The sequence below is a fragment of the Amycolatopsis sp. NPDC114504 genome (assembly GCF_055633595.1).
The window spans coordinates 88,502-112,417 of sequence record NZ_JBVKDU010000004.1; the positions used below are offsets into that span (position 1 = coordinate 88,502).

19 protein-coding genes are annotated in these 23,916 nt (G+C 68.7%); 10 read left to right on the forward strand and 9 right to left on the reverse strand.

Annotated elements, in window-relative coordinates:
• The first annotated feature begins 98 nt into the window (after positions 1–98).
• The 4 genes from ACZ7PG_RS30285 to ACZ7PG_RS30300 all read left to right on the forward strand — a co-directional run bounded on the left by ACZ7PG_RS30285 (position 99) and on the right by ACZ7PG_RS30300 (position 5,603).
• Positions 99–494: a VOC family protein gene (locus ACZ7PG_RS30285; RefSeq protein ID WP_470242526.1), complete on the forward strand. Its 396-nt coding sequence runs from the start codon at positions 99–101 to the stop codon at positions 492–494.
• Positions 494–1,687: a pyridoxal phosphate-dependent aminotransferase gene (locus ACZ7PG_RS30290; RefSeq protein ID WP_470242527.1), complete on the forward strand. Its 1,194-nt coding sequence runs from the start codon at positions 494–496 to the stop codon at positions 1,685–1,687. The genes ACZ7PG_RS30285 and ACZ7PG_RS30290 overlap by 1 nt, the downstream gene beginning before the upstream one ends.
• A gap of 215 nt (positions 1,688–1,902) precedes the next feature.
• Positions 1,903–3,333, forward strand: coding sequence for a WD40 repeat domain-containing protein (locus tag ACZ7PG_RS30295; RefSeq protein WP_470242528.1), 1,431 nt, complete (start codon positions 1,903–1,905; stop codon positions 3,331–3,333).
• 8 nt (positions 3,334–3,341) lie between these two features.
• Positions 3,342–5,603 (forward strand): P-loop NTPase fold protein, encoded by a 2,262-nt coding sequence (locus ACZ7PG_RS30300; protein WP_470242529.1) that lies wholly within the window; start codon positions 3,342–3,344, stop codon positions 5,601–5,603.
• Positions 5,604–5,621: 18 nt separating this feature from the next.
• Here the strand turns inward: ACZ7PG_RS30300 and ACZ7PG_RS30305 are convergent, their stop codons facing one another.
• On the reverse strand, positions 5,622–7,307 hold the full coding sequence (locus ACZ7PG_RS30305; protein WP_470242530.1) for a hypothetical protein: 1,686 nt from the start codon (positions 7,305–7,307) through the stop codon (positions 5,622–5,624).
• Positions 7,308–7,513: 206 nt separating this feature from the next.
• Here ACZ7PG_RS30305 and ACZ7PG_RS30310 point away from each other — a divergent pair, with 206 nt between their 5' ends.
• Entirely contained in the window at positions 7,514–9,412 is a 1,899-nt protein-coding gene (locus tag ACZ7PG_RS30310; RefSeq protein WP_470242531.1) for a hypothetical protein, read from the forward strand.
• 289 nt (positions 9,413–9,701) lie between these two features.
• Here ACZ7PG_RS30310 and ACZ7PG_RS30315 read toward each other — a convergent pair whose 3' ends face one another.
• Positions 9,702–9,890 carry a hypothetical protein gene (locus ACZ7PG_RS30315; RefSeq protein ID WP_470242532.1) on the reverse strand — a complete coding sequence of 63 codons (189 nt, stop codon included), beginning with the start codon at positions 9,888–9,890 and terminating at the stop codon, positions 9,702–9,704.
• Between the two features lie 235 nt (positions 9,891–10,125).
• Positions 10,126–10,467 carry a hypothetical protein gene (locus ACZ7PG_RS30320; RefSeq protein ID WP_470242533.1) on the reverse strand — a complete coding sequence of 114 codons (342 nt, stop codon included), beginning with the start codon at positions 10,465–10,467 and terminating at the stop codon, positions 10,126–10,128.
• Between the two features lie 221 nt (positions 10,468–10,688).
• Between ACZ7PG_RS30320 and ACZ7PG_RS30325 the strand changes: the two genes are divergently transcribed.
• Positions 10,689–10,982 carry a hypothetical protein gene (locus ACZ7PG_RS30325; protein ID WP_470242534.1) on the forward strand — a complete coding sequence of 98 codons (294 nt, stop codon included), beginning with the start codon at positions 10,689–10,691 and terminating at the stop codon, positions 10,980–10,982.
• Between the two features lie 17 nt (positions 10,983–10,999).
• Here ACZ7PG_RS30325 and ACZ7PG_RS30330 read toward each other — a convergent pair whose 3' ends face one another.
• From ACZ7PG_RS30330 to ACZ7PG_RS30340, 3 genes are all read right to left on the reverse strand, one after another.
• Positions 11,000–11,287, reverse strand: a complete 288-nt coding sequence (locus ACZ7PG_RS30330; RefSeq protein ID WP_470242535.1) for a hypothetical protein — start codon at positions 11,285–11,287, stop codon at positions 11,000–11,002.
• A 223-nt stretch (positions 11,288–11,510) separates the two neighbouring features.
• Positions 11,511–12,320, reverse strand: a complete 810-nt coding sequence (locus ACZ7PG_RS30335; RefSeq protein WP_470242536.1) for a nucleotidyl cyclase domain-containing protein — start codon at positions 12,318–12,320, stop codon at positions 11,511–11,513.
• The gene (locus ACZ7PG_RS30340) at positions 12,317–12,943 is read right to left on the reverse strand and encodes an RNA polymerase sigma factor (RefSeq protein WP_470242537.1); all 627 of its coding nucleotides are present in this window, start codon (positions 12,941–12,943) and stop codon (positions 12,317–12,319) included. The genes ACZ7PG_RS30335 and ACZ7PG_RS30340 overlap by 4 nt, the downstream gene beginning before the upstream one ends.
• 1,004 nt (positions 12,944–13,947) lie before the next feature.
• On the opposite strand from ACZ7PG_RS30340, the gene ACZ7PG_RS30345 reads away from it, so the two are divergent.
• On the forward strand, positions 13,948–16,677 hold the full coding sequence (locus tag ACZ7PG_RS30345) for an ATP-binding protein (protein ID WP_470242538.1): 2,730 nt from the start codon (positions 13,948–13,950) through the stop codon (positions 16,675–16,677).
• Here ACZ7PG_RS30345 and ACZ7PG_RS30350 read toward each other — a convergent pair.
• On the reverse strand, positions 16,655–17,848 hold the full coding sequence (locus tag ACZ7PG_RS30350; protein ID WP_470242539.1) for an MMPL family transporter: 1,194 nt from the start codon (positions 17,846–17,848) through the stop codon (positions 16,655–16,657). The genes ACZ7PG_RS30345 and ACZ7PG_RS30350 overlap by 23 nt on opposite strands.
• A 60-nt stretch (positions 17,849–17,908) precedes the next feature.
• A complete protein-coding gene (locus ACZ7PG_RS30355; protein ID WP_470242540.1) occupies positions 17,909–19,204 on the reverse strand; it encodes a serine hydrolase domain-containing protein in 1,296 nt (431 codons plus the stop codon).
• Between the two features lie 208 nt (positions 19,205–19,412).
• Here ACZ7PG_RS30355 and ACZ7PG_RS30360 point away from each other — a divergent pair, with 208 nt between their 5' ends.
• Positions 19,413–20,708 (forward strand): sensor histidine kinase, encoded by a 1,296-nt coding sequence (locus ACZ7PG_RS30360; RefSeq protein ID WP_470242541.1) that lies wholly within the window; start codon positions 19,413–19,415, stop codon positions 20,706–20,708.
• Entirely contained in the window at positions 20,693–21,349 is a 657-nt protein-coding gene (locus ACZ7PG_RS30365) for a response regulator transcription factor (RefSeq protein WP_470242542.1), read from the forward strand. The genes ACZ7PG_RS30360 and ACZ7PG_RS30365 overlap by 16 nt, the downstream gene beginning before the upstream one ends.
• Before the next feature lie 61 nt (positions 21,350–21,410).
• On the opposite strand, the gene ACZ7PG_RS30370 is transcribed toward ACZ7PG_RS30365, so the two are convergent.
• Positions 21,411–22,442 (reverse strand): serine hydrolase domain-containing protein, encoded by a 1,032-nt coding sequence (locus tag ACZ7PG_RS30370; protein WP_470242543.1) that lies wholly within the window; start codon positions 22,440–22,442, stop codon positions 21,411–21,413.
• A gap of 458 nt (positions 22,443–22,900) precedes the next feature.
• Between ACZ7PG_RS30370 and ACZ7PG_RS30375 the strand changes: the two genes are divergently transcribed.
• A complete protein-coding gene (locus ACZ7PG_RS30375; protein WP_470242544.1) occupies positions 22,901–23,845 on the forward strand; it encodes a LysR family transcriptional regulator in 945 nt (314 codons plus the stop codon).
• The last annotated feature ends 71 nt before the right edge of the window (positions 23,846–23,916 follow it).

The window sequence follows — 23,916 nt, forward strand, 5'->3', positions numbered from 1 at the left end:
GACATCGCCGCGCGGCTCGGCATCCGGCCGCCGTCGCCGGCCAACTACGACATCCCCGCGGTGACCGCACCGCGTTGACCGCTATCCGGGAGGAACCCGTGCACTACGAACGTCTCGACCACACCGTGCTCACCGTCGCCGACCTCGACGCGACGGTCGACTTCTACGGCCGCGTCCTCGGCATGGAAGTGGTGACCTTCAGCAGCCTCGTCGCCAACCGCAAGGCGCTGCGCTTCGGCCACAGCAAGATCAACCTGCACGAGGCGGGCAAGGAGATCCAGCCGACCGCCGCGAACCCCGGGCCCGGCACGGAACACCTGTGCTTCATCGTGAAGGACCCCGTCGAAGGAGTGGCCGAGCACCTGCGCGCGGCCGGTCTCGAGGTCGAGGACGGGCCGGTCGAGCGCGCCGGCGCGCTCGGGCCGATCACGAGCGTCTACGTCCGCGACCCGGACGGGAACCTCATCGAGCTGAGCAACTACGTGGCCGGCTGATGCGAATTTCCGCCCGTGTAACGGGAATCGAGGAATCCGCCACGCTGGCCGTCGACGCCAGGGCCAAAGAGCTGGTCCGGGCCGGGCGGCCGGTCATCGGATTCGCCTCCGGTGAGCCGGATTTCCCGACTCCGGCGTACATCGTCGAGGCCGCCGCAGCGGCGTGCCGTGAGCCCCGCTACCACCGGTACTCCCCCACCGGCGGGCTGCCGGAGCTGAAAGCGGCGATCGCGGCCAAGACGCGCCGCGACACCGGTCTCGACGTCGACGCCGGCCAGGTGCTGGTCACCAACGGCGGGAAACAGGCGATCTACCAGGCGTTCGCCGCTCTGGTGAATCCGGGCGACGAAGTGCTGGTGCCGGCGCCGTACTGGCCGACGTACCCGGCCGCGATCGCCCTCGCGGGCGGGACACCGATCGCGGTCCCCGGCGACGAACGCGACGGCCTGCGCGTCACCGTCGACCGGCTGGAGGCGGCCCGGACGGCGAAGACCACCATGCTGGTCTTCTGTTCCCCGGCCAACCCGACGGGCACGGTGTACACCCGCGCGCAGATCGAGGCGATCGGCCACTGGGCGGCGGCGAACGACCTGTGGATCCTCACCGACGAGATCTACGAGCACCTGGTCTACGGAACGGCGACGTTCCACTCGCTGCCCGTCGTGGTGCCCGAAGCCCGCGACCGATGCGTCGTCGTCAACGGAGTGGCCAAGGCCTACGCGATGACCGGCTGGCGGGTCGGCTGGGCGCTGGCCCCGCCCGACGTCACCGCGGCCATGACGAGGTTGCAGTCCCACGTCTCGTCGAACGTGGGGAACGTCGCGCAGGTCGCCGCGATCGCGGCCTTGTCGGGCGGCACCGGCGAGATCGAACGCATGCGAGCGGCTTTCGATCGCCGCCGCCGCACGATGGTCCGCCTGCTCGACGAGATCGACGGCATCCGCTGCCTCACTCCGGAGGGCGCGTTCTACGTCTACGCGTCGGCGAACGACGTACTGGGCAGGCGGATCGGCGACAGACGTCCGGAGACGACGGCCGAGCTGGCATCCGTACTGCTCGACGAAGCGGAAGTGGCCGTCGTACCTGGCGAGGCTTTCGGCACGCCGGGCTACCTTCGGCTGTCCTACGCCTTGGGTGACGAGGATCTGATCGAGGGGATCACGCGTATCGGCAAGCTGTTCGCCGGCGGTTGAGGCCTCGGCACCGGGCGACCGGCCCGGTGCCGAGGAGCCCCTGTTACGGGCAGGTGAGCGTCGGCTCCGCGGCCAGGTAGAACTTCATCGAGCCGCCAGCCGGAGCCGTGTCGCTCGCGCGACCGCCGGTGCGCCGACGGCGACCGCCGTCGAAACGCCACTTTTCCACCGCACACTGTCACGTTCCGGGTGACGGCCGCGACTACCTGCACGTGGTGGACAGCAAGCCGTTCGCGCGGCACTTCTGGCCGTTCTTCGCGATGGCGATGGCCCCGGCGAACGGCTGGATCGTCACCGGCGGCGGCGACGGTTCCCTCCGGCGCTGGGACCTGCTCGAACGGCGGGAGCTGGGGACACCCATCGCGGCGGACTCGCGCTGGGTGCTCGCAGTGGCCGTCACACCGGACGGCCGGCAGATCGTCAGCGGCGGGGGCGACGGCGTCGTCCGCCTGTGGGACGTCGACACCGGCAAGCTGATCCGCGAGGCATCCAGCCACGTCGGCCTGATCTGGACCCTCGCGGTCAGCTCAGACGGCACCCGAGTCATCAGCGGCGGCGACGACGGGACGCTCTGCGAATGGGATCTCCGCACCGGCAACGCCATCACGATCATCCGGACCCAGCAGTCGGTACGGGCCGTGGCGATGTCGCCGGACGGCGCCGAGCTCGTCCTCAGTGGCACGGACAGCGTCATCCGCCGCACCGGCGACCGGCCCGACCTGGCCGGCCACGACGGGTGGGTGCAGGCGCTGGCCCTGACCCCGGACGGGACCGGGCTCGTCAGCGGCGGCAGCGACGGCACCCTCCGCCGCTGGGACCTCCGCACCGGACGGGCGATCGGCGACCCCTTGCTCGGCCACGACGGCACCGTGTTCACCGTGGCCGTGACGCCAGACGGCAAGCGGATCGTCAGCGGAGGCAGTGACGGCTCTGTCCGCACCTGGGATTTCGCCGACGGAACGGCGATCGGCGCGCTGTCCGGGCACACCGACTGGGTTCGCTCCGTCCAGGTCAGCGCAGGTGGCGAGCGGGTCGTCAGCTGCAGCAACGACGGCACGATCGGCGTCCTGTCGCTCCCCGGCGGCATCAGCACCGGCGAGTTCTTCGAGGGACCGGCCGTCGCGGTCAACGCCCTCGCCGTGCACCACGGGACCGGCACGGTCTTCAGCGCGAGCATCGACGGGTCTGTGCGCCGCTGGGACGGCCGGACCGGCCGGGCACTCGGACGGCTGCGTTCCCCCGACGGCTGGGTCAACGCACTCGCGGTCTCGCCGGATGGCGAACTGCTCGTCCGGGTCGGCGAAGACGGCCAGATCGTCCGGTGGAGCGCCGTCGCGGGTGACCCCGCCGGTCAGTCGATCACCGGGCACGAGGGCGGTGTGCGCGCGGTTGCGTTCACGCCGGACGGCCGCCGGATCGTCAGCGCGGGCGCCGACGGCACAGTCCGCCGCTGGGACCGCGACAGCGGCGACCAGATCGGTCCTCCGCTCAAGCGCCACCGCGGCGTGATCAACTCGGTCGTCGTGACGCCCGACGGAAACAAATCGTCGCGGCGTGCAGCGACGACGGCCGCCTCATCCGCTGGGACGCGGACACCGGAAGCCGCCTGGGCGAGCCGATCTCGGCCCACCCGCGAGCAGCGCTGACGGTCTCGGTGGACGGCGCCGGGCGGCGGCTCGTCAGCGGCGGCGACGACGGCAGGGTGCGCGTATGGGACGCCGACACCGGCGAGCACGACTTGACGTCGGAGGAACGTCACAAGGGCTCGGTGACCGTCGTGCGGTTCAGCCCGGACGGGCGGCGAATCTACAGCGGCGGCACCGACCGCCTCGTGTGGCAGTGGGATGCCGAAACCGGAGCGTCCGCAGGTGAACCGCTTCGTGGCCACGACGGCACGATCACTTCGCTGGCGTTCCTCGACGACGCCGGCACCGTGCTGCTGTCGGGCTCGGCGGACGGCACGGTCCGCAAGTGGGACCTCTCCTCCGGCACCCAGCTGCCCGCAGAAACCGAGCCGGCCGTCGTCGTCGTCGAGACGCTCCCCGACGTCCAGAGCGATCTCGAGAGCAGCGTCGACCGGCTCGACATCGCGGAGGACGTCCGCCGCGTCGGCGCCATGCTCGCCGCGGTGGCGGTCCAGCCGCCGCTGTCGGTCGCGCTCCTGGGCGACTGGGGCACGGGCAAGTCCACGTTCATGTGTCAGCTGCGGGCCTGGCTGGAGGACACAGCGAGCAAGGCCCGCGCCCGGCCTGGCAGCGCGTACGTCTCGAACGTGAAGCAGGTGACGTTCAACGCCTGGCACTACAGCGACGACCACCTGTGGGTCGGGCTCGTCGAGCACATGTTCCGCGAGCTGGCCAAGGACGAACCGGCGCCGACTCCGGACAAGGCCGCAGAGCTCGAGGCGACGGCGAACGAGGTCGCCCAGCTCAAGGCGAAGCTGTCGACGCGGAAAGCGGATCGCGAACGGCTCGCCGCCGACCTCGGCACGATCGACCGGATCGGCGCCGACCGTGGCTGGTTCGCCGCGCTTCGGGCGCCTCTGCGCAGCGCGCGGGTCGCCCGAGCCGCGCTGCGAAGCACGTGGCAAGAGCTGCGTAGCCCGCGCGGCTGGCTGGTGGCGCTCATCGCCGTCGCCGGCGTCGGCGGCGTGCTCCTCGGCGTCCGGTTCGGACAGTCACAGCTGACCTGGATCGGTGCGGCGGTCGCCGGGGCAGCCGGAGTGCTTACGCCCGTCGTCACGGCGTGGCGCAGGCTTGCCGAGTCCACAGAGAACGTGCGCAAGCAGCTACTGCGCCGCAAGCAGGAGCTCGACACCGCCATCGAGAAGGCGGACGACGCCCTGGCCCGCGTCGATCCGGCACATCGCCTCCATCGGTTGCTCGCCGAGATCAGCACAGCTGAGCGCTACGCCGACTTCCGCGGCCTGACCGGGCGCATTCACCACGACCTGCGCCGGTTGAGCGATGATCTCGCGAAGACCCGTGGCAAGTGGCGCGAGGGCGGCGAGGCGGGCAGGCCGCCGTTGCAGCGTGTCGTGCTCTACGTGGACGACCTCGACCGCTGCCGGCCCGGCCGGGTCGTCGACGTGCTCCAGGCGGTCAATCTCCTGCTCACCATGGACCTGTTCATGGTCGTCGTGGCGGTCGACCCGAGGTGGCTGTTCAACGCGTTGAACGAGCACCACGGCGGGCTCCTCGCCGATCGGGTCACGCCGCTCGACTACCTGGACAAGATCTTCCACATCCCGTTCGCCCTGCGGCCGATGGGCCTCCGTGCGGCCGGCTACCTGCGCTCGATGCTGCCGGTCACGGACGAAGCCGAGCCAAAAACCCTGCCAGAGAAAGAGATCTCTCCGGCGTCGACGTCGGATGTCCGGGAAGCCCCGGACCGGGCGCCGGCGTTCGTCCGCCACGACACGGTGGACGCGACACCCGAACTGCCTCTGCCGAACGCCGCCCCGCTCGCCAGCGATCTCGCCGGCGAAGGACTGTCCATCGGGCGCTTCGAGCAGGACTTCCTCGCCGAGGTCGCGGTGCTGCTCCCGACGCCGCGTGCGGTGAAGAAGCTCGCGAACCTCTACCGGCTGGTGCGGCTGTCCGTCCCGGAGGAGCGGCTCGAGAAATTCTTGGGCGACGCCGAATACCAGGCTGCCGCCCTGCTACTCGCGACGCTGGTCGGCGACCCCCACCGCGCGCGCTCCCTGCTCGTCCGGCTTTCCACGTCGTCGTCGGACCGCGACATCGCCGAGGAGCTCGAAGGTGACCAGAAGAGCTACCGCCTGTACGGATGGGTCGAGACCCTTCGCCGTGCGGGGACCGAGGTACACGGAGAGATGACGACCTATCAGGCGTGGGCAGCAGCGGTGGCCCGGTACGGCTTCGAGACTTACGACCTGTTCACCGAGCGGGACTAGAGCTTTCCCGGTGAACACCTACGCCCCGCAGATGTCGTACTTCTCGCCACCTACGTTGTGCTGAATGGCGTAGGCGTCGCAGAGATACGGGTTTCCCGGCCCGTCCGGATCGTCAGCCGAGCCGCCGGAGGCGACGAGGGTGTGCTCGTCGTTACGCTTCAACGTGAAGCGCTGGCCGACCTGGAAGTCCGAGCCGGCATAAGCGTAATTCGTGACCGTGTTGCCGCCGCTGTCGGTGTACCAGACCTTCGTGTAGGTGCCGGTCGACTGCTCGACGCCGGTCGAGGTGAACTTGACCGTCGCGTTGCCGCTGCACATCCGGCTCACGCTGGAAGTCGCGGAATCGCACGGGCCAGCATTCCACTGGATGCTGCCTGTGCCGTCCTTCTTGATGTCCATGGTGAGCCCGTGCACCGCCCAGTGCCCGGCGAAGGGGATCGCCGGCTTGGGCTGATAGGTTACGGTCACCGTCTCGCGGTCACGGCCCTGCAGCAGATCGCTCAGCGTTTCGAATTGGCTGCGGAAGAACTCTGCCGCCGGTCCGACCACCAGAACCGCACCGAGGAGCACACCTTTCCAGCCGAACACGTCCCCGAGGGTGGCCGGGTCGAAGCAGCCGGCGAGGATGGCACCGACGTCCGGTGAGCTCCGGTTCAGCGCGCCGGCGCACTCCTTCACGTGAAGGAACTTCCCGGCGACTTCGGCGATCCGGTCGATCTTGATCGCACCGTTGCTGATGGTGCCCGCGCCCGCCCCGAACCGGGTCAGGATGTTGATCAGCGCCGTCACGCCGAATTCGAGCTGGTACAACGACTCGGCGAACCCGTCGTACTCCGTCGTGAAGCCGACGCTCTGACCTTTCGCGAGCTGGTAGCTCAGCGCCGCCTGGTCGAAGGGCATCAGGACCGTGCGTTTGTCGCTGAACGACTGCTGGGCCAGCCACTCGACGCCGAACCGGTCCTTCGGCCGCTGCGCCACGGTGATCCCCGCGTGGTTCACCACGATGGGATACCGACGCTTGTCGACGATCCGCACCGTCGGTTTACCGCCCTCGATCCCGAGGCACCAGTACAGCGGGTCGCTGCCCTTCGAACCGATCGAATAGCCCTGGTTGCGGGCGTCCTGCTCGCCCGGGCACTGCGGTTTCTCGGCATCGGCGAACGCGTCACCGGTCAACGAGTTGAAGCTCTTCTTCAGCTCGGCCTTGGCCGCATCCACCAGGTTGCCGAAGCTCCGAAACAGAGGATCCCACCACGACAGGTGGTTCGTCGTGACGAAGGCGAACCCACCTTCCACTTTGGACGGCGTGACGAGCTCCCAGCCGTCGGCCGCGCCCGTCCGGTTGACTGCGATGACCACGTCGGCCGCGTCGACCGGCCGGTTCAGCGCGAACCGCAGCGTGACCGGCTGGGAAAGCTCCCCGTCCGGGGTGATGTGCACGACCCCGCCCAGCGATTCGGTTTCCACGAAGGGCGGCTTCGCGACGTGGTTGTCGGGGACCGCTGTCAGCGTTTCCGGTGCGCCGTCGGCGACACTCACCCCGCTGCCGAGGTCACGGAACGCCTCGCCCGCGGTCGCGGTAGAACCACCCGGCAGTGACCCGCCGCTGAGCAGCCAGGCCGTCACTCCCCCGGCCACCAGCGCTGCGACCAGCACCAACACCACCACGAGGCGACGACGACGCGCGGTTTCCGGTGGTGCCACCACAGGTCCTCCTCCACCTTCCCTTGTCCTGAACGCACTGGGGGTGTCCGTCCGATCTCCCCGACTGTCTCCCGGGCGTCCTCGGGCGTTACGACGCCGCGGGGATCCGGGTGACGTAACGCGACGGTGTCCCCCGCCGACTCGGCACACAACACACACCAGGTCGGCACGGAAGGTTTCCCATGTGGCGTCCGGCGAAGCGAACCGTGCTCCTCACGGTGACCGCCCTCGTCGTGATCGCCGTGGGCGCGTGGTTCGGGATCCGCGCGCTCACCGGTGACAGCTCAGCCACGGCAGCGGCCGACCCGGCCACGCAAGCACCGGCGTTCACTTCGACGGACGGAACGTCCTCGATCGACGTCCCGGCAGGGGCAATGACCCCGGGAACGACTGTCGACTTCATCCCGGCTCCGGCCGAGACACCGGGACTGAACTCCACCCTGCGCGGAGCCACCGCCGCAGGCACCCCGGTGGACCTCCAGGTCACAAACGGATCCCTCGCCCCGGGCCGCTCCACCGTGACCCTCACCTACGACCCGGCCCTGATCCCGGCCGGGCTCACCGCCGACCAGGTCGGCCTCGCCGTCTTCGACCGCCAACTCGACAGCTGGGTTCCGATCCTCAGTGCGAAGGCCGACCCGATCCGACACACCGTCAGCGGCGTCGCCCCGCACTTCTCACTCTTCAGCGCGGTCGTCCTCAACCCGACGAAGGCCCTGGTCAACGTGGCCGGCAAGGCCATCCGCACGGTCATTGACAGCAGCGTCACCTTCGCGAAGTGGGTCACCCAGCTACTGACAGAGCTCACACGAACACTCGTGAAGGACCTCTTCGGCATCGCACCCGACCTCGCCTGCAAACCGGCCGCCACAGACGTCACCGTCACCACAAAAGGCCTGCTCAACCGGCTGACCGCCTGCGCCCAGACCGGAACCGACCGCGACACGACAGTGAGACTGCGCAACGGCTACGCCTTCCCGCTGCGCCTGGACAAACTGCCCGCCGGCCTCACCCTGCGGCTCGGCGACGTCTGGAACAACGGCGAAGACCTCGTCAACCTCGTCCGCAACGCCTACTGGGCACTGCAGAACCGCGCCGTGCTCGGTGGTGCTGCCCTCGGAACGGTGACCGCCACCCCCGAGCTCAAGAAGACGGCGACCACGACGATGGACATCGACAGCGACGCGGTCGGCTTCGACATGGCACTGGCGTTCCTCATGGTCATCGCCCCCGAACAAGCCACCCTCAAACCGGCGATCAAGTCGGCGGCCGAGGCGGCGATCAAGGGAACCCTCACCAAAGGCGAGGCCGGAAAACCCTCGGCATGGGTCGGCCAGGCGTTCAGCCTGATCGACTGCGTCGTCAAACAAGCCCACACCACCCCACCGACCGAGCTGTTCACCGCGACCGGCGTCCGGGCGACCGCGGACGTCGTCCATGCCTGCCTCAGCGACCTGCTCAAGCAGCTCAACCTGCACGGCGCCCTGGTCGAGCTCCTCGGCACCGTCAAGGTCCTCCCCGAGACCGTGGAAAGCATCCTCTACCCGCTGGCCGGCACCCTCGCCGAGCAGGTCGGCGGGATCAAGCAGCAGAAACCCCAGGCGACTGTCCAGCGTCGCAGCGGCGGCACGGTCCGCTTCGACGGGATCGGCGACCTGAGCCTGGCCACCACGGCAGCGGACCTGCGGGCCCGTGGCTACACCGACCACGGCAACCTCTACGAGACCACCAACCCCGCGTGCGTCAGCTACCAGAAACCCGGCCAGCCGCTGACTTACAGCGTCGACCCGAACGGGCGTGTGCTGGCCATCAGAGCCGGCGCTTCCGGAACGAAGCTCTCCACCGAGATCGGCAGCATCCACGCAGGGTCCACGCTAGCCCAGCTGCGCACCGCATTCCGCGGCCACCAGATCCACGAACACCTCGACCTCGACTTCGGGCAAGGCACCAACGGCGTCGTCGTCGACGGCCCAGGTGGCGCCATCGCCTTCAGCCTCGACGAGGCCACCCCCGCCGAATACGCGTCCGGGCGAGCCACCATCACCTACATCGACGGGGTCGGCGTCCCCGGTCACGCCCCGACCGCCATGGAGATCGGCTGCTGAGCGGCGCGCGAAATCAGCGAGTCGGCAGTCTCGCTGGATCGACCTCGTCAGCAGCGTGTTCGCAAAGCCTGTTGAGGCTTGCACCGACTCGATACAAGTACGGCAACCGGTACTCCCCTGCCCTGGTGGGCTTCAGTCCCAGTCGGAGGACCGATTTGATCTATAACCCCACCCTCAAGTTCGTCACTGACCTGCAGCTCAATTAGGCGATGCTGCCTCAGCGCGCCCCAAAGGACGCGCGCTCTAGGAACCGAATCCGGCAACCCACCGCCCGTGCATCGCTGCTCGGCTACCGCACCTGGCCGAGATCGGACTCGTCGGCGTCGGCGTACCCCCACTCCCGAGCCCGACGGGTAAGTGCCTCGACGACCAGTTTGCGTCGGCTCTTGGAGTCGATGCCGATAGGGGCAACAACTGTGAGCGCGCCCTCCTGGATGAGCGTATCCGTGGACGTGCCGAAAGCCGACAGGTCGACCATCTTCGGCAACGTCACAAGCTTGAGCAGCTCGACGCGGCGGTACTCCCCGGGGGGCGCCCACCTTGACTTGCAGCTCGACCATCGGCGGAGCCATCAATGAAACCGCGACCGGATCATCCACCAACGCACCCGGCACCGCCACCGTCGCAGCCTCCCAGGTGACCCGCCACAACTCGACAACCTCAGCGGCCGTGATCCGGAAATCCGCAGTAGTCGTTGCCGGGGCCAACACGTCCTACCAAGTCTCGAGGTTGACCTGGAACTCCGCGAACACCCGCACGAGCCGTTCCCGACCGGCGGGCAGAATCACACGTACCGACGCGCGCGCCGCGGCCTCGCCGTCGGGCGCCCTTAAGACACCGTCATAGCGGGCAGCCCGGCCCGACTGGCGAACACTCGACCCTGCCGGCCGAATCCACTCCAAGGAGCCGACGGAGCCGCCACGCCGGCTCGACAGCAAGGCCAGCACGGTACCCAGCTTCATCCCCGACAGCACGGCCTCAAGCCGCCGCACCTCCCGCGTGATCTCGAACCCGTGCTCGTCGAGGTACCACGGCAGCATCGCGATGGCACGCACCGTGAGGTCGGCGGCATCTGCCTCGCCTGACCGGCCTCCATGATGACGCGCGGTTGCGGCTCCCGGCGGCCCTCCGGACGCACCACTACGCCGCGACCCCACAAACCTCCGCCGGCATCGACTGTCGAGGAACCCGGCTCCAGAACGCCCGCCTGCTGGTCACCCAGGAGACAGCTCTCAAGCCTCTGCCAGCCGCGCGGGACCGCAGGCGGCGGGCCGTCGTGGACGTCGCCGCCGAACTGATCGGGACCGCGCTGGCTTCGACGCCGGAGTACCGGTACGGGCACGCCGAACTTCTGCGCGAGCACGTCGTCTGGCTCTGGAACACCTATAGCGGTGCCGCGCACACCTACGCTTGGCCTCGGCTGCTGCCCGGCTCCGGTCAATATCGTCGCGTCCCCGGGGACTTCCCAGGCGACCTCTACATGATCGCGGCCACAGCCCACATCGCCATGGTGACCTTCCGGGTTGGCTCGAGTCCGGAAGCAGCAACACCACGGCGCCGGTGCAGCTGAGAAGGAGCCGTGACCGTTCAGCGCAAGGTCGGGCCCACGCTTCGCCGGCCTGTCTGACCTGCGCCACTCGCTCCCAGCCAGCGACCGCCCAAGTCGCGGCTGATCGCCGCGACCGCGCCCGCGTCCAGCGCCGGTTCGGTGCTGGGCGAGCGCAGGTACACGACGACCCTTCCCCCGGCGATCTCGGCCGGGGAGGCGTCCAGCCGCTCCCGGCAGTCGCACTGGGACGATCCGAAAACGTCGTGGGTCGAGCAGTGGATCCCGTCCCCGCCAGCGGCGATTGCGTCGATCGGCTCGAGCACCACTTCGCGGCCGGAGCCCCAAAGGGATGTTTACCCGTAGCGCGCCCCTTCCCTCCCACGGCGCGGTAACGATCGTCCGCCGCGAACGCCACTCCCGGCGTGGCCGTCGGCATCGCGCCCACGGCCACCACACCGGCCAATACCGAGCAGCCAGAGTCAGCGACCGAGCGAGGACCACCTCACAAGGCCGCACGACCCTGCCGCGCGGCTGCCGTTATCAGACAGGTTAAGCAGTGTTTCCTTCTGCGCGACCGACCACTTCGGGCGAGTAGAGCCAGCCGTGGCGCCGCTCTTCGCCGAGTTTGAAATGGAGGGTCTGGTTGAAAGCTTTACGATCGATCCCGGGATAACCGTGCCGCACAACCGCGTGGTGGATCTCCTGGGACACGGCGAGCGCGAGCGGCCCGGCGGTTTCCCTCAGGAGCCGCTTCAGCTCGGGGGCGTCAACAAGGCGGCAGGCGATGTCGACGTCTTCGCCGTACGGTCCCCGGCTGTCCCGGTGCACCTCCCCGGCGTGCACGGCGACGCGCAGGCGGAAGGCGAGATCGGGGGCGTTGCGGGCGTGCTTGTCCAGCAGATCGCTAAGCGCCGGGACGACGGTAGCGAGCAGCAGCGTCTTGGGCACCTGGTCGAAGGGCCGCACGAAACACAGCGCGCCGTCACCGCGGTCGACGAAGGGTTCGCGGTGCTTCCGGCCGATCCCACCGGCGGCGAAGGCTTCGTCGAGCAGCTGGAAGAGGACGTTCCGGAGCAGGGCGCGCACCGAGTTTGTGTGTTTGGTCGATCCCTCGATGTCGACCGCCACGATAGCGCGGTGCCTGGGGATATCAGCGGGTGCCATCCGCCCAGCCAGTGATTCCAAGGCTTCGGTGCCGCGGCGAACTCCTTCGACTTCACCGACGAGAGCACGGATTTCCTGTGGCGTCCGCGCAGCAATTCGCGCCCGAAGGTCTTCTGCGGTCGGGCGCAGGTCTGCGGGACGCTGCGGGACCGGACGCGCTTCAAAGAGCCGACGGAAATTCTCCTCGCTGGTCATTCGACCCCCTCTGAAGGATCAGATTTTCGCGGCTCTTGTAAAATTTCCCGCGAAGGTTCCTCTAAGTATCCGTCCAGCGCACCATCAGCACAAAGCTGCTTTTTCGCCGAGAGCAGCGCCCAGCGCAACTGGTTGCGGGTCACACCGAGGACATGCGCAGCGGCATCTTGGCTGAGCTGGTCAACGTAGCACAACACCAGAGCCGCGCGCTCCCGAAGGTCAAGACTCCGCAAGGCGCGCATGAGATCAATCCGCATCTCTGCGGCCACGAACGGATCAGCCAGGTACTCGTCGAGCAAGCAGAGCTCCGACGGCGCAGTGAGCACCTCGTTCCTACGACGCCCCTCTTGCCTCCAGTAGTCAAGAACCTTCTTGTTGGCAATGCCAAAAATAATAAGAGATCGGTCTTCAGGCAAGCAATCCGATCGGTCGAGATAGGTAGCGAACGACTCCAATACCTGCCAGAAGACAGGCCTGACATCATGCACGTTCGAGATGCGCCTCGACAAGAACGAATACAGTTTATTGAGTACCTCGTCATGGTGTTTCAAGAAGTATTCGAGCGGGTCCTCCCAATCCCACCCTTCGCCTCCTGGTTTTGACGAGGTGGCAGCATCGGTCACCGAGCCCGGTCCTTGACGGCCAAGCGGATCGACCAGCGCGTCCCATCGGACTCCTCGGACTCGACCTCCGCGTCGACGCCCCAGGCCCCCGCGGTCGCCGCAAGTCCGATCATCGTTTCGCTTCGGTGCCGAGCACGAGCGGATGCGCAGCCGGCCCGAATCGCCGTGTCGGCCAAGCGCACGATTCCCGGACGTCGGACGACCGCCCACTCGTCAGCTTGGGCCTGCTCGTTGTCATCGGCCATCTCGCGTCTCCTTCAGGCCAGGCGGACACCTACACCACCTATATCGCTCCCATCGAGCCCTTTTGGTGACTGAGGCGCTAACTTTTTCGGTTCGGGACGCCGGAGCCAGGCAACAGAGGCCGGCAAGCCGCCTCACCTCGGACGACGACGGCAGGCACCGCCATCGTCACGGTCATGTTGAAACTCGATCAGGATGCCGATTCCGGCAGATCAACCGGCATCGGGATCCGGCGTCCCATCCGGCGCACCGACGATCACCTCGTCCAGGACATGGAGTTCAAACCGGGCCAAGTCGTGGCATCCGACCTCCCCGGCGAGATCGCTGTCACCCACCCGCCAAGCACGAACGCCGACTCGCTCGGGCACCATTACCCCACCCTTCCTCTTTGCACTTGCCGGTCAAGCCGTGACAGCAACTTAGCAACATAGAACACATGTTCAATGATTTCCGGTGTTTCATATACGTCGTTATACAGATGGCATACCTCGGCGGGCGGACTCATCAGTGGCCGGCACAGCAAACCGAGGTGGGGACACGGCGCACCACGATCCGAGCTCGGACGACTGCGTGGCTGGGCCGGCGAGAACCGACGCCGTTCGCCTACAGACGCGGCCTTGTCGCCGAGGTCCTGTAGCCGCAGGACCCAAGATGAGGCTTCGCTTCACGCAACCCTCTGTGGCACTTACCTCAGGCGGCCTGTTCTTGAGACCCTGGTCAGATCACGCGTTCTCACGGCACAGGAGGGAAGGCGGACGATCGTGGAGCTGAGGCCGGGTTCACGACACCACCTGATCGTGGTGGCGGACATCGAAGGGTTCGGGAACCCGGCGCGGACCGCTCCCCATCTTCAGGCAGCGCGCGATGGGCTGGACGCGATCATGCGGGCGGCGTTCGCCGCAGCCGGCCTCAGATGGGAGGACTGCTACCGCGAAATGCGCGGCGACGCGCTGGTCGCGCTCGCGCCGGCCGACGCGGACAAGGCAACGTTCGTGGAAACAACGTTGCCGATGCTGGTGACGCAACTACGGGTGCACAACGACACCCACCCCGCCCCGCAGCGGATCCGGCTGCGGCTGGCGCTCCACGCCGGAGAAGTCCGCTACGACACCCACGGCATCACTTCCACCGCGCTCATTCGGGCGTTTCGGCTGTGCGATGCCCCGCCGTTGAAAGCTGCCCTCGCCGAGTCGCCTGGGTTGCTGGCGGTCATCGCGTCGGACTGGCTGTTCGACGACGTCATCCGCCACATCCCTGCTACTGCACCCGCCACCTGGCGTCCGGCCCCGGTGACGATAAAGGAAGCCGACACCACCGGCTGGATCACGCTTCCCGACCACCCCTACCGATCCGACCCGGTTCAAGGCGATCGCCGTCGCAGCACCACGCATCAAAGCCCCGCCTCGGGCGGGTTGATACCGCGGCAGCTACCGGCGGCAGTGCGGGACTTCACCGGCCGCGCCGAGCATCTGGCCGCCCTCGACGCACTGATCCCGCCCGACACCGATGACAACGTGGATGAGCATCCCGGGTGCAACGGGCTGGTCGCCCGGTCAGTGGTGATCACCGCCGTCGATGGCGCCGGCGGGATCGGCAAAACCACTCTCGCCGTGCACTGGGCACACCGCATCCAGCACCGTTTCCAGGACGGCACGCTGCATGTGAACCTGCGCGGCTACGGCCCCGGCACGCCCACGACCCCGAGTGAGGCCCTGGGTGGGTTCCTCCGTGCACTAGGAGTCGCGGCTCGCCGGATCTCCAGCGAGGTCGAGGAGCAGTCGGCGCTGCTGCGGTCGCTCCTCGCGGGCAAACGGGTGCTGATGGTGCTGGACAACGCCCACAGCCCAGAACAGATCCGCCCCCTCCTGCCCGGCACTCCCGGGTGCATGGTGGTGGTGACCAGCCGCGACAGCCTGACCGGCCTCGTCATCACCGACGCCGCACAGCGGCTCACCCTCGACCTGCTGGACGTGCCGGAAGCACTTGCCCTGGTGACCGGCATCCTCGGCGCAGATCGCACTGAAGCCGAGCCCAGCGCGGTGGACGAACTGGTCCGGCTGTGCGCTCGGCTGCCGCTCGCGTTGCGGATCGCCGCGAGCCGCGCGGCCGCCAACCCCCACCTGAGCGTGGCCGACGTCGTCGCCGACCTGGCCGACGACCGGACCCGCCTGGACGTGCTGAGCGAAGCCGGCGACGAACGCGCCGCGGTCCGCGCCGTGTTCGACTGGTCCTACCAACGACTCCCGGCCGAACAAGCACGGCTGTTCCGCCGCCTCGGACTGCACCCCGGACCCGACCTGTCCCTACCCGCCGCCGCCGCGCTCGCCCAACGATCCCCTGCCGAGACCCGCCCTCTGCTGGCCGCGCTCGCAGGCGCGCACCTGATCGAACCAGCTGCGGGCGGGCGACACCGCTTCCACGACCTGCTCCGCGCCTACGCCGTCGACCAGGCACATCGCCACGACACCCCCGGTGACCGTCACCAGGCACTTGAATCCGTGCTCACCTGGTACACCTATACCACCCGAACCGCCGACCATCACCTTTATCCCCTGGCCATGCGACTTCCGGCAATCGTGCCCGAACCCAGCCACCCCCGCGCCATCCGAGGCCTTGACGAGGCCTGGTCCTGGCTTACCACCGAACGCACCAATATCCTGGCCGCACTCCGGCACGCCGCCGCCCACCAGCTCGACCACCACACCGTCCCCCTCGCCGATGCCTGTGCGTTCCTAAGCTCTGCGGGTAGCCCGCAAGAACGAATCGACGCATGCGGCCTGGGGATCACCGCCGCACGGCGGACCAGCAACAGCACCCAGGAGGCGATGCTCCTACTCGCCAGGGAGGAGCCTGCATCCTCACTCCAAGCATGGGAACAAGCTCGAGAGGATCTGGATAGCGCGACAGCCCTAGCCGAACACCTCGATAACATCGGGCTTCAAGTTCGGATTCTCAACACCCGTGGGCTGCAGTGCCTGCACCAGGGCCAATACGACGAAGCGTTGCGATACCTTCTCGCGGCGCTACCGCTAAGCCAAGGCATCGACACCGGCCGCTGGGAGGCGGTGGTGGAAGGCAACCTCAGCACCGCTCACACTGGCCTCGGCCACTACCAGCTCGCTCTCGATCACGGCGAACGCGGCCTGCGCCTGCGGCGGCAGGTCCGGGACCGTACCGGCGAAGCCACCGCACTGGTGCACCTGGCACACGCTTGGCAAGGGCTGGGCGACCACGAGAAGGCCATCCAGCTCTGCCGAGACGCGATCGCCGTCGGCCGCAGCTCACCTCTCCACCACTTTCAAACCGTCGCACAGCCGCTGGACCTACTCGCCACCTGCCTGCTCCACCTCGGGCACAGCGGCAACGCCATTGCCTGCTGGCAGGAAGCCGCCACCGTCTACGACGACGCCGGCTATCCCAGGGAGGCCGCCGAAGTCCGCAAGCGCCTCCACGACGCGCAAGTTTCACCTATGCGGAGCCGACCGTCGTAGCCAACGCTGCGTAGGAAAACGGTGCGGGGCTGGCCCGGTCGTAGCGAGAGCACCAGCGAACGACTAGCGACGGCCGATGTGTACTCTCATGGCTCCCCTCTTGTGTCATGCAGAGGGGAAGTTCCTGCCGATGATCGCTCTCCTGGGTGGCCATCTCCCGTCGCCGGCGCCGGGTCAGCAGCCTGACCCCGAACAGTCCCAGCAGGGCCGGGAGCAGCGTGACGGACGCGGCCACGGTGAACGACACGGCGACGGCACCGCTGACGCCCATGCCGGTGAGCGGGCCGATCCCCAGGACGAGGAGTCCGAGCAAGGCCGTCACCACGGTGAGGCCGGCGAACACCACCGCCCGCCCCGAAGTGTCGAGCGCGCGCACAGCCGCCTCTTCGGGCGGCAGCCCGGCTCGCATCCCGGCGCGGTGGCGGGTGACGATGAACAAGGCGTAGTCGATCCCCACCCCCAGCCCGATCAGGGCCGCCACGGTCGGGCCGATGCTCCCGATGGTCATCAGGTGCGAGGTCAGTCCCACCGTGATGAGCCCGGCGCCCAGCGCGGCGATCGCGACCAGCAGCGGCAGGAGCATGCCCAGCAACGAGCCGAACGCGGCGAACAAGATGATCCCGGCCGCCACCACCCCGACCAGTTCGGTGCTCTGCGTGCTCCCTTCGGCCGCGTCGCCGATCGCCTCGCCACCGAGCTCCACTTGCAGGCCGGCGTCACGGGCGGCCTGTGCGGTGTCGACGACCCGCGTGATGTCCTCGACCGGTATCCGGTCGGCGGCGGCGTCGAACGTCACCGTCGCGTAGGCGGTTTTGCCGTCCTCGCTGATCTGCGCATCACCGTCAGGGCCGTACATGCCGGTCACCGAGACGACCGACGGCAGCCCGGCGACCTCGTCCAGCATCGGGACGACCTTCGCCCGGACGGTTTCGTCGCGGATCGAACCGTCGCGAACGTGCACGACGATCTGATCGGTGTCGCCGGCTTGCCGCGGCGCGGAGTCCTGCAGCAGGGCCTGCGCCTTCGCGGATTCGGTACCGGGCAGGCTGAAAGCGTCGGAATAGCGGGTACCGAACGCCGCGGCCGCCCCGGCGAGCGCCACCAGGAGCACGGCCCAGACTCCGATGGCGGCGAGCCGGTGCCGGAAGCACCATCTGGCCACTGTGGACATGGCTGAACAACTCTCTTTCTCGAAGGATTCGGGTGACGCGGCTGGTTTGCGGGTCCGAGGTCAGCCGGCCGGGACCGAGGCCGGGATCGGCTTGTCGAACATCGCGCACACCGCCGCGTTCACCAGGTTCTGGTTGGCCGCGCTGGGCTTCGGCGGCTTCAGGCCGAAGACCGTGGAGGTCAGGACCGAGGCGGTCCGGGTGCCGGTCTCGTCGGTGTAGGCCTCGGCGGAGTAGCCGGCGATCTGACCGTTGTGGCCCCAGACGGTGCCGCAGGGAGTGCTCACCTGCTCCAGCCCGAGCCCGTAGCGGCGGTTCGGGAAATCCGCCTCTTCGGGCCGGGTGGTCTTCATTTCCTTGAGCAGGGCCGGTGGCAGGAGCTTGCCGGAGAGCAGGGCCTTGTCGAAGGTGGCCCAGTCCTGCGCGGTGGAGACCATGGCGCCCGCCGCCCACTCGGTGCTGGTGTTGACCGCCGTGGCATCGACGTAGTCTCCGGGTCGGGCTTCGCCCGCGAACGCGGTTCCGGCGGGGGTGCCCTGGGGAAGCACGGCGGCGACGTGCGCGGCGTCGGGTTCGTAGCCGTGCGCGAGTGCACGGCTGCGTCCGGTTCCGCTGCCATTGCCTTCGACCAGGTAGGTGTTGGTCAGCTTCAGCGGGACGGCGATCTTTTCCTGAACCAGGCCGGCGACGGTGTGCCCGGTGGCTTTCTCGGCGATGAGGCCGAGTGCGATGTAGTTGGTGTTGCTGTAGCTGTACTCGGTGCCGGGTGCGAACTGCGGGTCGTGCTTGACACCGGCCGCGAGCACCTCCCGGGGCGTCCAAGCCCGGGTGTCCTGGCCGGTGAACGCCTTGAGCACGTCCGGGTCGTGGAGGTAGTTGAACAGGCCGCTGGTGTGGTTGAGCAGCATCTGCACGGTGATGGCGCCGCCGTTCGGGACGAGCCCGGGCAGCCACTTCTCGACCGGGTCGCTCAGCTGCAGCCGGTTGTCGGCGACCAGCTGGAGGACCACGGTGGCGATCATCGTCTTGGTGTTGGAGCCCATCCGGAACTGGTCGGCCGGAGCCAGCGTGTGGTCGGCCGTCGACCAGGGTGCCTGCCGAGCGATCTCGACGGGGTGGCCGCTGCCGTTGTCGGCCCGGACGATCACCCCCGGGGCTCCGGCATCCACGACCTGCTGGGCCAGTTCCGTCAGCTTGCCTGCCGGGGCCGCCCCGGCACCGGTCGTCCCGGTGGGGGCGGCCGGCCGGGAGTCGGTGGCCTGGTCGCAGGCGGCGAGTACGCCGCACAGGGACACGGCCGCCAGCAGCGCCATACTCGCCTTGCTGCGATAGCGCGTGAACAGCGGATTCGCGGTCATCGTGGGGCCTCCTGACTGGTCGGTCGCCGGTCGTCCGACCGGCGAACCCAGCTTCGTCAGGTGAGGTGCGAAGAACACTGGTGCCGGCTCCCAGCCGAGGTGGACCTAGCCCTACCGCGCCGGCACCGGCCGACCGGTCATCATCGTGGTCCGGCCCGTTGCTCACGAATCGCCCGTTCGGAGCGCCGATGGACGAAGCTGGAGTGTCATGACCGATTTCCGCGGATCTCCACTACCCGGCGGAGCGCCGCCGCCGGCGCGCTCCGCGCCGGCTTCGCGGCTGCACACGACAGGGTGGTCCGCGATGCTGCTGGCGGGCTCACTCGTGGGGACAGCCCTGGCCACGCTCTGGATCACCTCGGTGCCGCTGGTCGCCCTCGGTGTCGGGGTTCCACTGCTGCTGTTGTCGACAGCGCTGGTCCGCTGGCTGGCGGAGCTGCATCGGCAGTGGGCCGGCCGGCAGCTCGGTGCGTCGATCCCCCGGCCTTACCTGCCGGCACCGGAGGGCGGGTGGCCGGCCCGGCTGTGGACGATCCTGCGCGACCCGGCCACCTGGCGGGACTGGGCCTGGCTGACCGTCAACGCGGTCACCAGCTGGCTCACCGCCGGGCTGTCCGTGTTCTTCTTGGCCGGCGGGTTCTTCTACCTGCTGTACCCGCTCGTGTACCTGCTGACCCCGCCTCAGGTGTTCCGCACCCCACTCGGGGAGGCCTTCCGTCTGCACAGCGTCACGCAATCACTCGCCCTGGTGCCACTCGGTCCGGTGTTGTGGCTGCTCTGGTACCTCACCGCGACGCGGCTGGCGAATCTCAACGCCCGCGTGATCCGGCTGTTCCTCGGCCCGACCGAGCAAGCGCGGCTGCGCGCCCGGGTCGAACAACTCGCGACTTCCCGCGCCGAAACGGTCGACACCCAAGCCGGCGAACTACGCCGGATCGAACGGGACCTGCACGACGGCGCCCAAGCCAGGCTGGCGTCCCTGGGCATGCACCTCGGCCTGGCCGAACAACTTCTGGCCGAGGACCCGCAGGCCGCCCGGCAGCTCCTGGCCGACGCGCGCGCATCGACGTCCGCCGCCTTGGCCGAACTGCGCGACCTGGTTCGCGGCATCCACCCGCCGGTGCTGGCCGACCGCGGCCTCGACGGCGCTCTGCAAGCCCTCGCGCTGATCTCCCCGATCCCGACCACAGTGGTGGCACACCTCCCCGGACGGCTGCCCGCACCGGCCGAGTCCGCCGCCTACTTCGCCGTCTCCGAAGCCCTCACCAACGCCATCAAGCACGCCGGCGCCCAGCACATCCGGATCACCGTGACCCTCGGCGGCACCGGAGACCTCACGATGCGGGTAACCGACGACGGACGCGGCGGCGCCTCGCCCGAGAACGGGACCGGCCTGCGTGGCGTCGCGCGCCGGCTGGCCGCCTTCGACGGCACCCTGACCATCGACAGCCCGCCGGGCGGCCCCACTGAGATAAGGATGTCGTTGCCGTGCGCGTCGTCGTAGCCGAAGACCTCGCCCTACTGCGCGAAGGTCTCATCCGAATCCTCCGAACCACCGGTTTCGACGTCATCGCGGCCGTCGACAACGGTCCGTCGCTGACTCGGGCACTGACGACCCTTCGCCCCGACGTCGCCATCGTGGACGTCCGGCTCCCCCCGACCTTCACCGACGAAGGGCTGCGTGCCGCCATCGCCGTCCGCAAGCAAATCCCGGGACTGCCGATCGTGGTGCTGTCGCAGTACGTCGAGCAGCTCTACGCCCGAGAGCTCATGTCCGACCGCGCGGGCGCGGTGGGCTACCTGCTCAAGGACCGGGTCATGGATGTCGGCCAGTTCGTCACCAACGTCCGCCAGGTCGCCGCCGGCAGCACGGTGATGGACCCCGAGGTGGTCAACGCCCTCATCGCTCACCGCGCCACCGACGCGACACTGCGTACGCTGAGTCCACGCGAACACGAGGTCCTGGCTCTGATGGCCGAGGGCAGCTCCAACGCCGCGATCGCGGCGCGATCGCACATCACCGAGAAGACGGTGAGCAAGCACATCAGCACCATCTTCACCAAGCTCGGACTGGGGCTTTCCGAGGACCACCACCGCCGCGTTCTCGCCGTCCTCGCCTACCTCGAGCAGCCCTTCACCGACTGAGGCCCGGAAACGGTGACGTGTCCGGGCCTCAGTCACTCGCAGGACGTCGTACGCTCGCCGGTCACCCGCAGAGCGCGGCGTCGACGGCCTCCACCACGTGCTTGGCCGGGTCGCCCCCGGCCGGCAGCGATGTCACCGCGACCGTGGCCGCCCGGCCGTCCTTCGTCACCGCGTTGCGGGTCTCGTAGCCGGGCGCGTCACCGCCGTGCCCCAAGACCTCCACGCCACAGCTCAGCGTGAACGTGAACAGCCCGAGGCCGTAGCGCTCGTCGTCGCGGACGCTGGGACCGGGGACCGGGACCGTCTTCGTCATTTCCGCCAGCTGCGCCGGTCCGAGCAGGTCACCGCCGAGCAGAGCGACGAAGAACTCGTTGAGGTCGCGAGGAGTCGAGACCACCTGGCCGGCGGCCCAGCCCACCGAAGGATCCATTTCGGTGACGTCGATGAGCGGAGCACCGGGGGCCGCGGCGAAGTACCCGTGCGGGTGCGCCTTGCGGAGGTCCTGTTCGCCGAGCGCGGGCCAGTAGGTGTCGCGCAGCCCGATCCGATCGATGATCCGATGGGTGATCTCCGCACCGATCGGGCGTCCGGTGACCTTCTGCACCACCAATCCCAGCACGACGTAGTTGGTGTTGCTGTAGGACCAGGCCGTGCCGGGTGCGAACAACGCGGGCTTGCCCAGGCCCAGGTCGACCAGCTCCCTCGGCTCGACGTACCGGTGCTGGAAATCGAGGTAGTCGGTGAAGATCTCGTCGAAGTAGTCGGACAGACCACTGGTGTGCTGGAGCAGCTGGCGCACGGTGATGGCGTTGCCGTCGATCTTCTCGCCGCGGACGATACCCGGCAAGTAGGTTCCGACCGGCTCGTCGAGACGCACCTTCCCCTCGGCGACGAGTTGCAGGACGACCGTCGCGACGAACGTCTTGGTATTGCTGGCAGCGCGGATCTGGCCGTTGACCGGAACCGCCGATTTCGTCGCCAGATCGCCGACACCGGCGACGTAGTCGTGGACGCGGCCGTCGCGTCCGGTGACCGACGCGAGGGCGGCGGGGAAGCCGTCGGTGCGCACCAATCCGTTCAGGGCTTTCTGCACACCATCGCCCGGCCGCGTCCCGGGATCGGGCCGGCCGCCGGCAAAAGACGGGACAGTCGCGCCCGCTGCGACGAGACCGCACACCGCCATTCCCGTTATGACGGCGACGCCCCGCCTGAGGGCACGACGTGATTGTTGCTGGGATTTCGCCATGGTGAGAATTCCTCGCTAGAATCCGATGTTCTGACGTCGTCAGGATTCCGGCCCGAGAGGATCAACCTTATCCGGCTGACCGGTCTCCCCGCTTGGGACGGAGCCCTATTGCCGGGGACAGCCATACCTGCTAACGGAGATCATCGAGCCATTCCGAGTCAGATGCGCCCGGAATCGATCCGCCACCCTCACCCCCGTCGCCGCCGGCATGGGCAGCATCGCCGGCTGGCGATCGCACCCTCGGGTATCGTGGAAGCCGAAGTCGTTGATGCGCGGTATCAGCTGCATTGATACCGTAGTCCGCTGTGAACCTCGCACGCCTGGACCTGAATCTGCTGGTGGCGCTGGACGCGCTGCTGCAGGAGCGCAGCGTGACGCGCGCGGCCGAGCGGATGGGGCTCAGCCAGCCTGCCGTGTCCGCGCAGCTGGGCCGGTTGCGCCGGCACTTCCACGACGACCTGCTGACCAGGGCCGGGAACCAGTACCGGCTCACGCCGCTCGCCGTGCAGCTCAAGGAACGCGTGCGGGTCGCCCTGTCCGGCGCCGAGCGGGTCTTCGCCGCGGAACCGGACTTCGACCCCGCGTCGTCCACCCGGGAGTTCTCGATGCTGATGAGCGACTACGCGGTCGCCGTCCTCGGGCCCGGGATCGCGGCCCGGCTCGCCGAGGAAGCACCCGGCACCCGGCTGCGGTTCACCGCGAACACCCCGAAAATGGTCGACGCGGCCGTCCACGAGCTCGTCCACACCGACCTGCTGGTGATCCCGCACGGGTTCGTCGACGACCTGCCGCACGAGGACCTCTACCGCGACGAGTGGGTGTGCCTGGTCGCCGCGGACAACGCCGACGTCGGGGAGTCGCTGACCGCCGGCCAGCTGGAGACGATGCCGTGGGTCGTCACCTACCACGGGCCCACCGCGTCCACGCCCGCCGCGCGGCAGATGCGCATGCTCGGGATCGAGCCGCACGTCCAGGTGGTGACCGAGACGTTCCTGACCGTACCGGGACTTGTCGCGGGCACGAGCCGCGTCGCGCTGCTCCAGCGGCGGCTGGCAGCCGGGATCCCCGACGCGCTCGGCGTGCGCGCCCTGCCGTGCCCGTTCGAGGCCGCTCCGCTGGTGGAAGCCATGTGGTGGCACCCGATGTACGACGACGACCCCGAGCACCGCTACCTGCGGAACGTCGTAGCGCGGGCGGTGACGGCGGTGATCGGCATCGACGGCGTCGATGCGCCGCTTCGGCAGAAGTGATTTCCGTTCGGCCGGACCGGGCCTGACACTTCGACGCACACGCCGGTCGCCGAAGACCGGCTCGGTGCCTC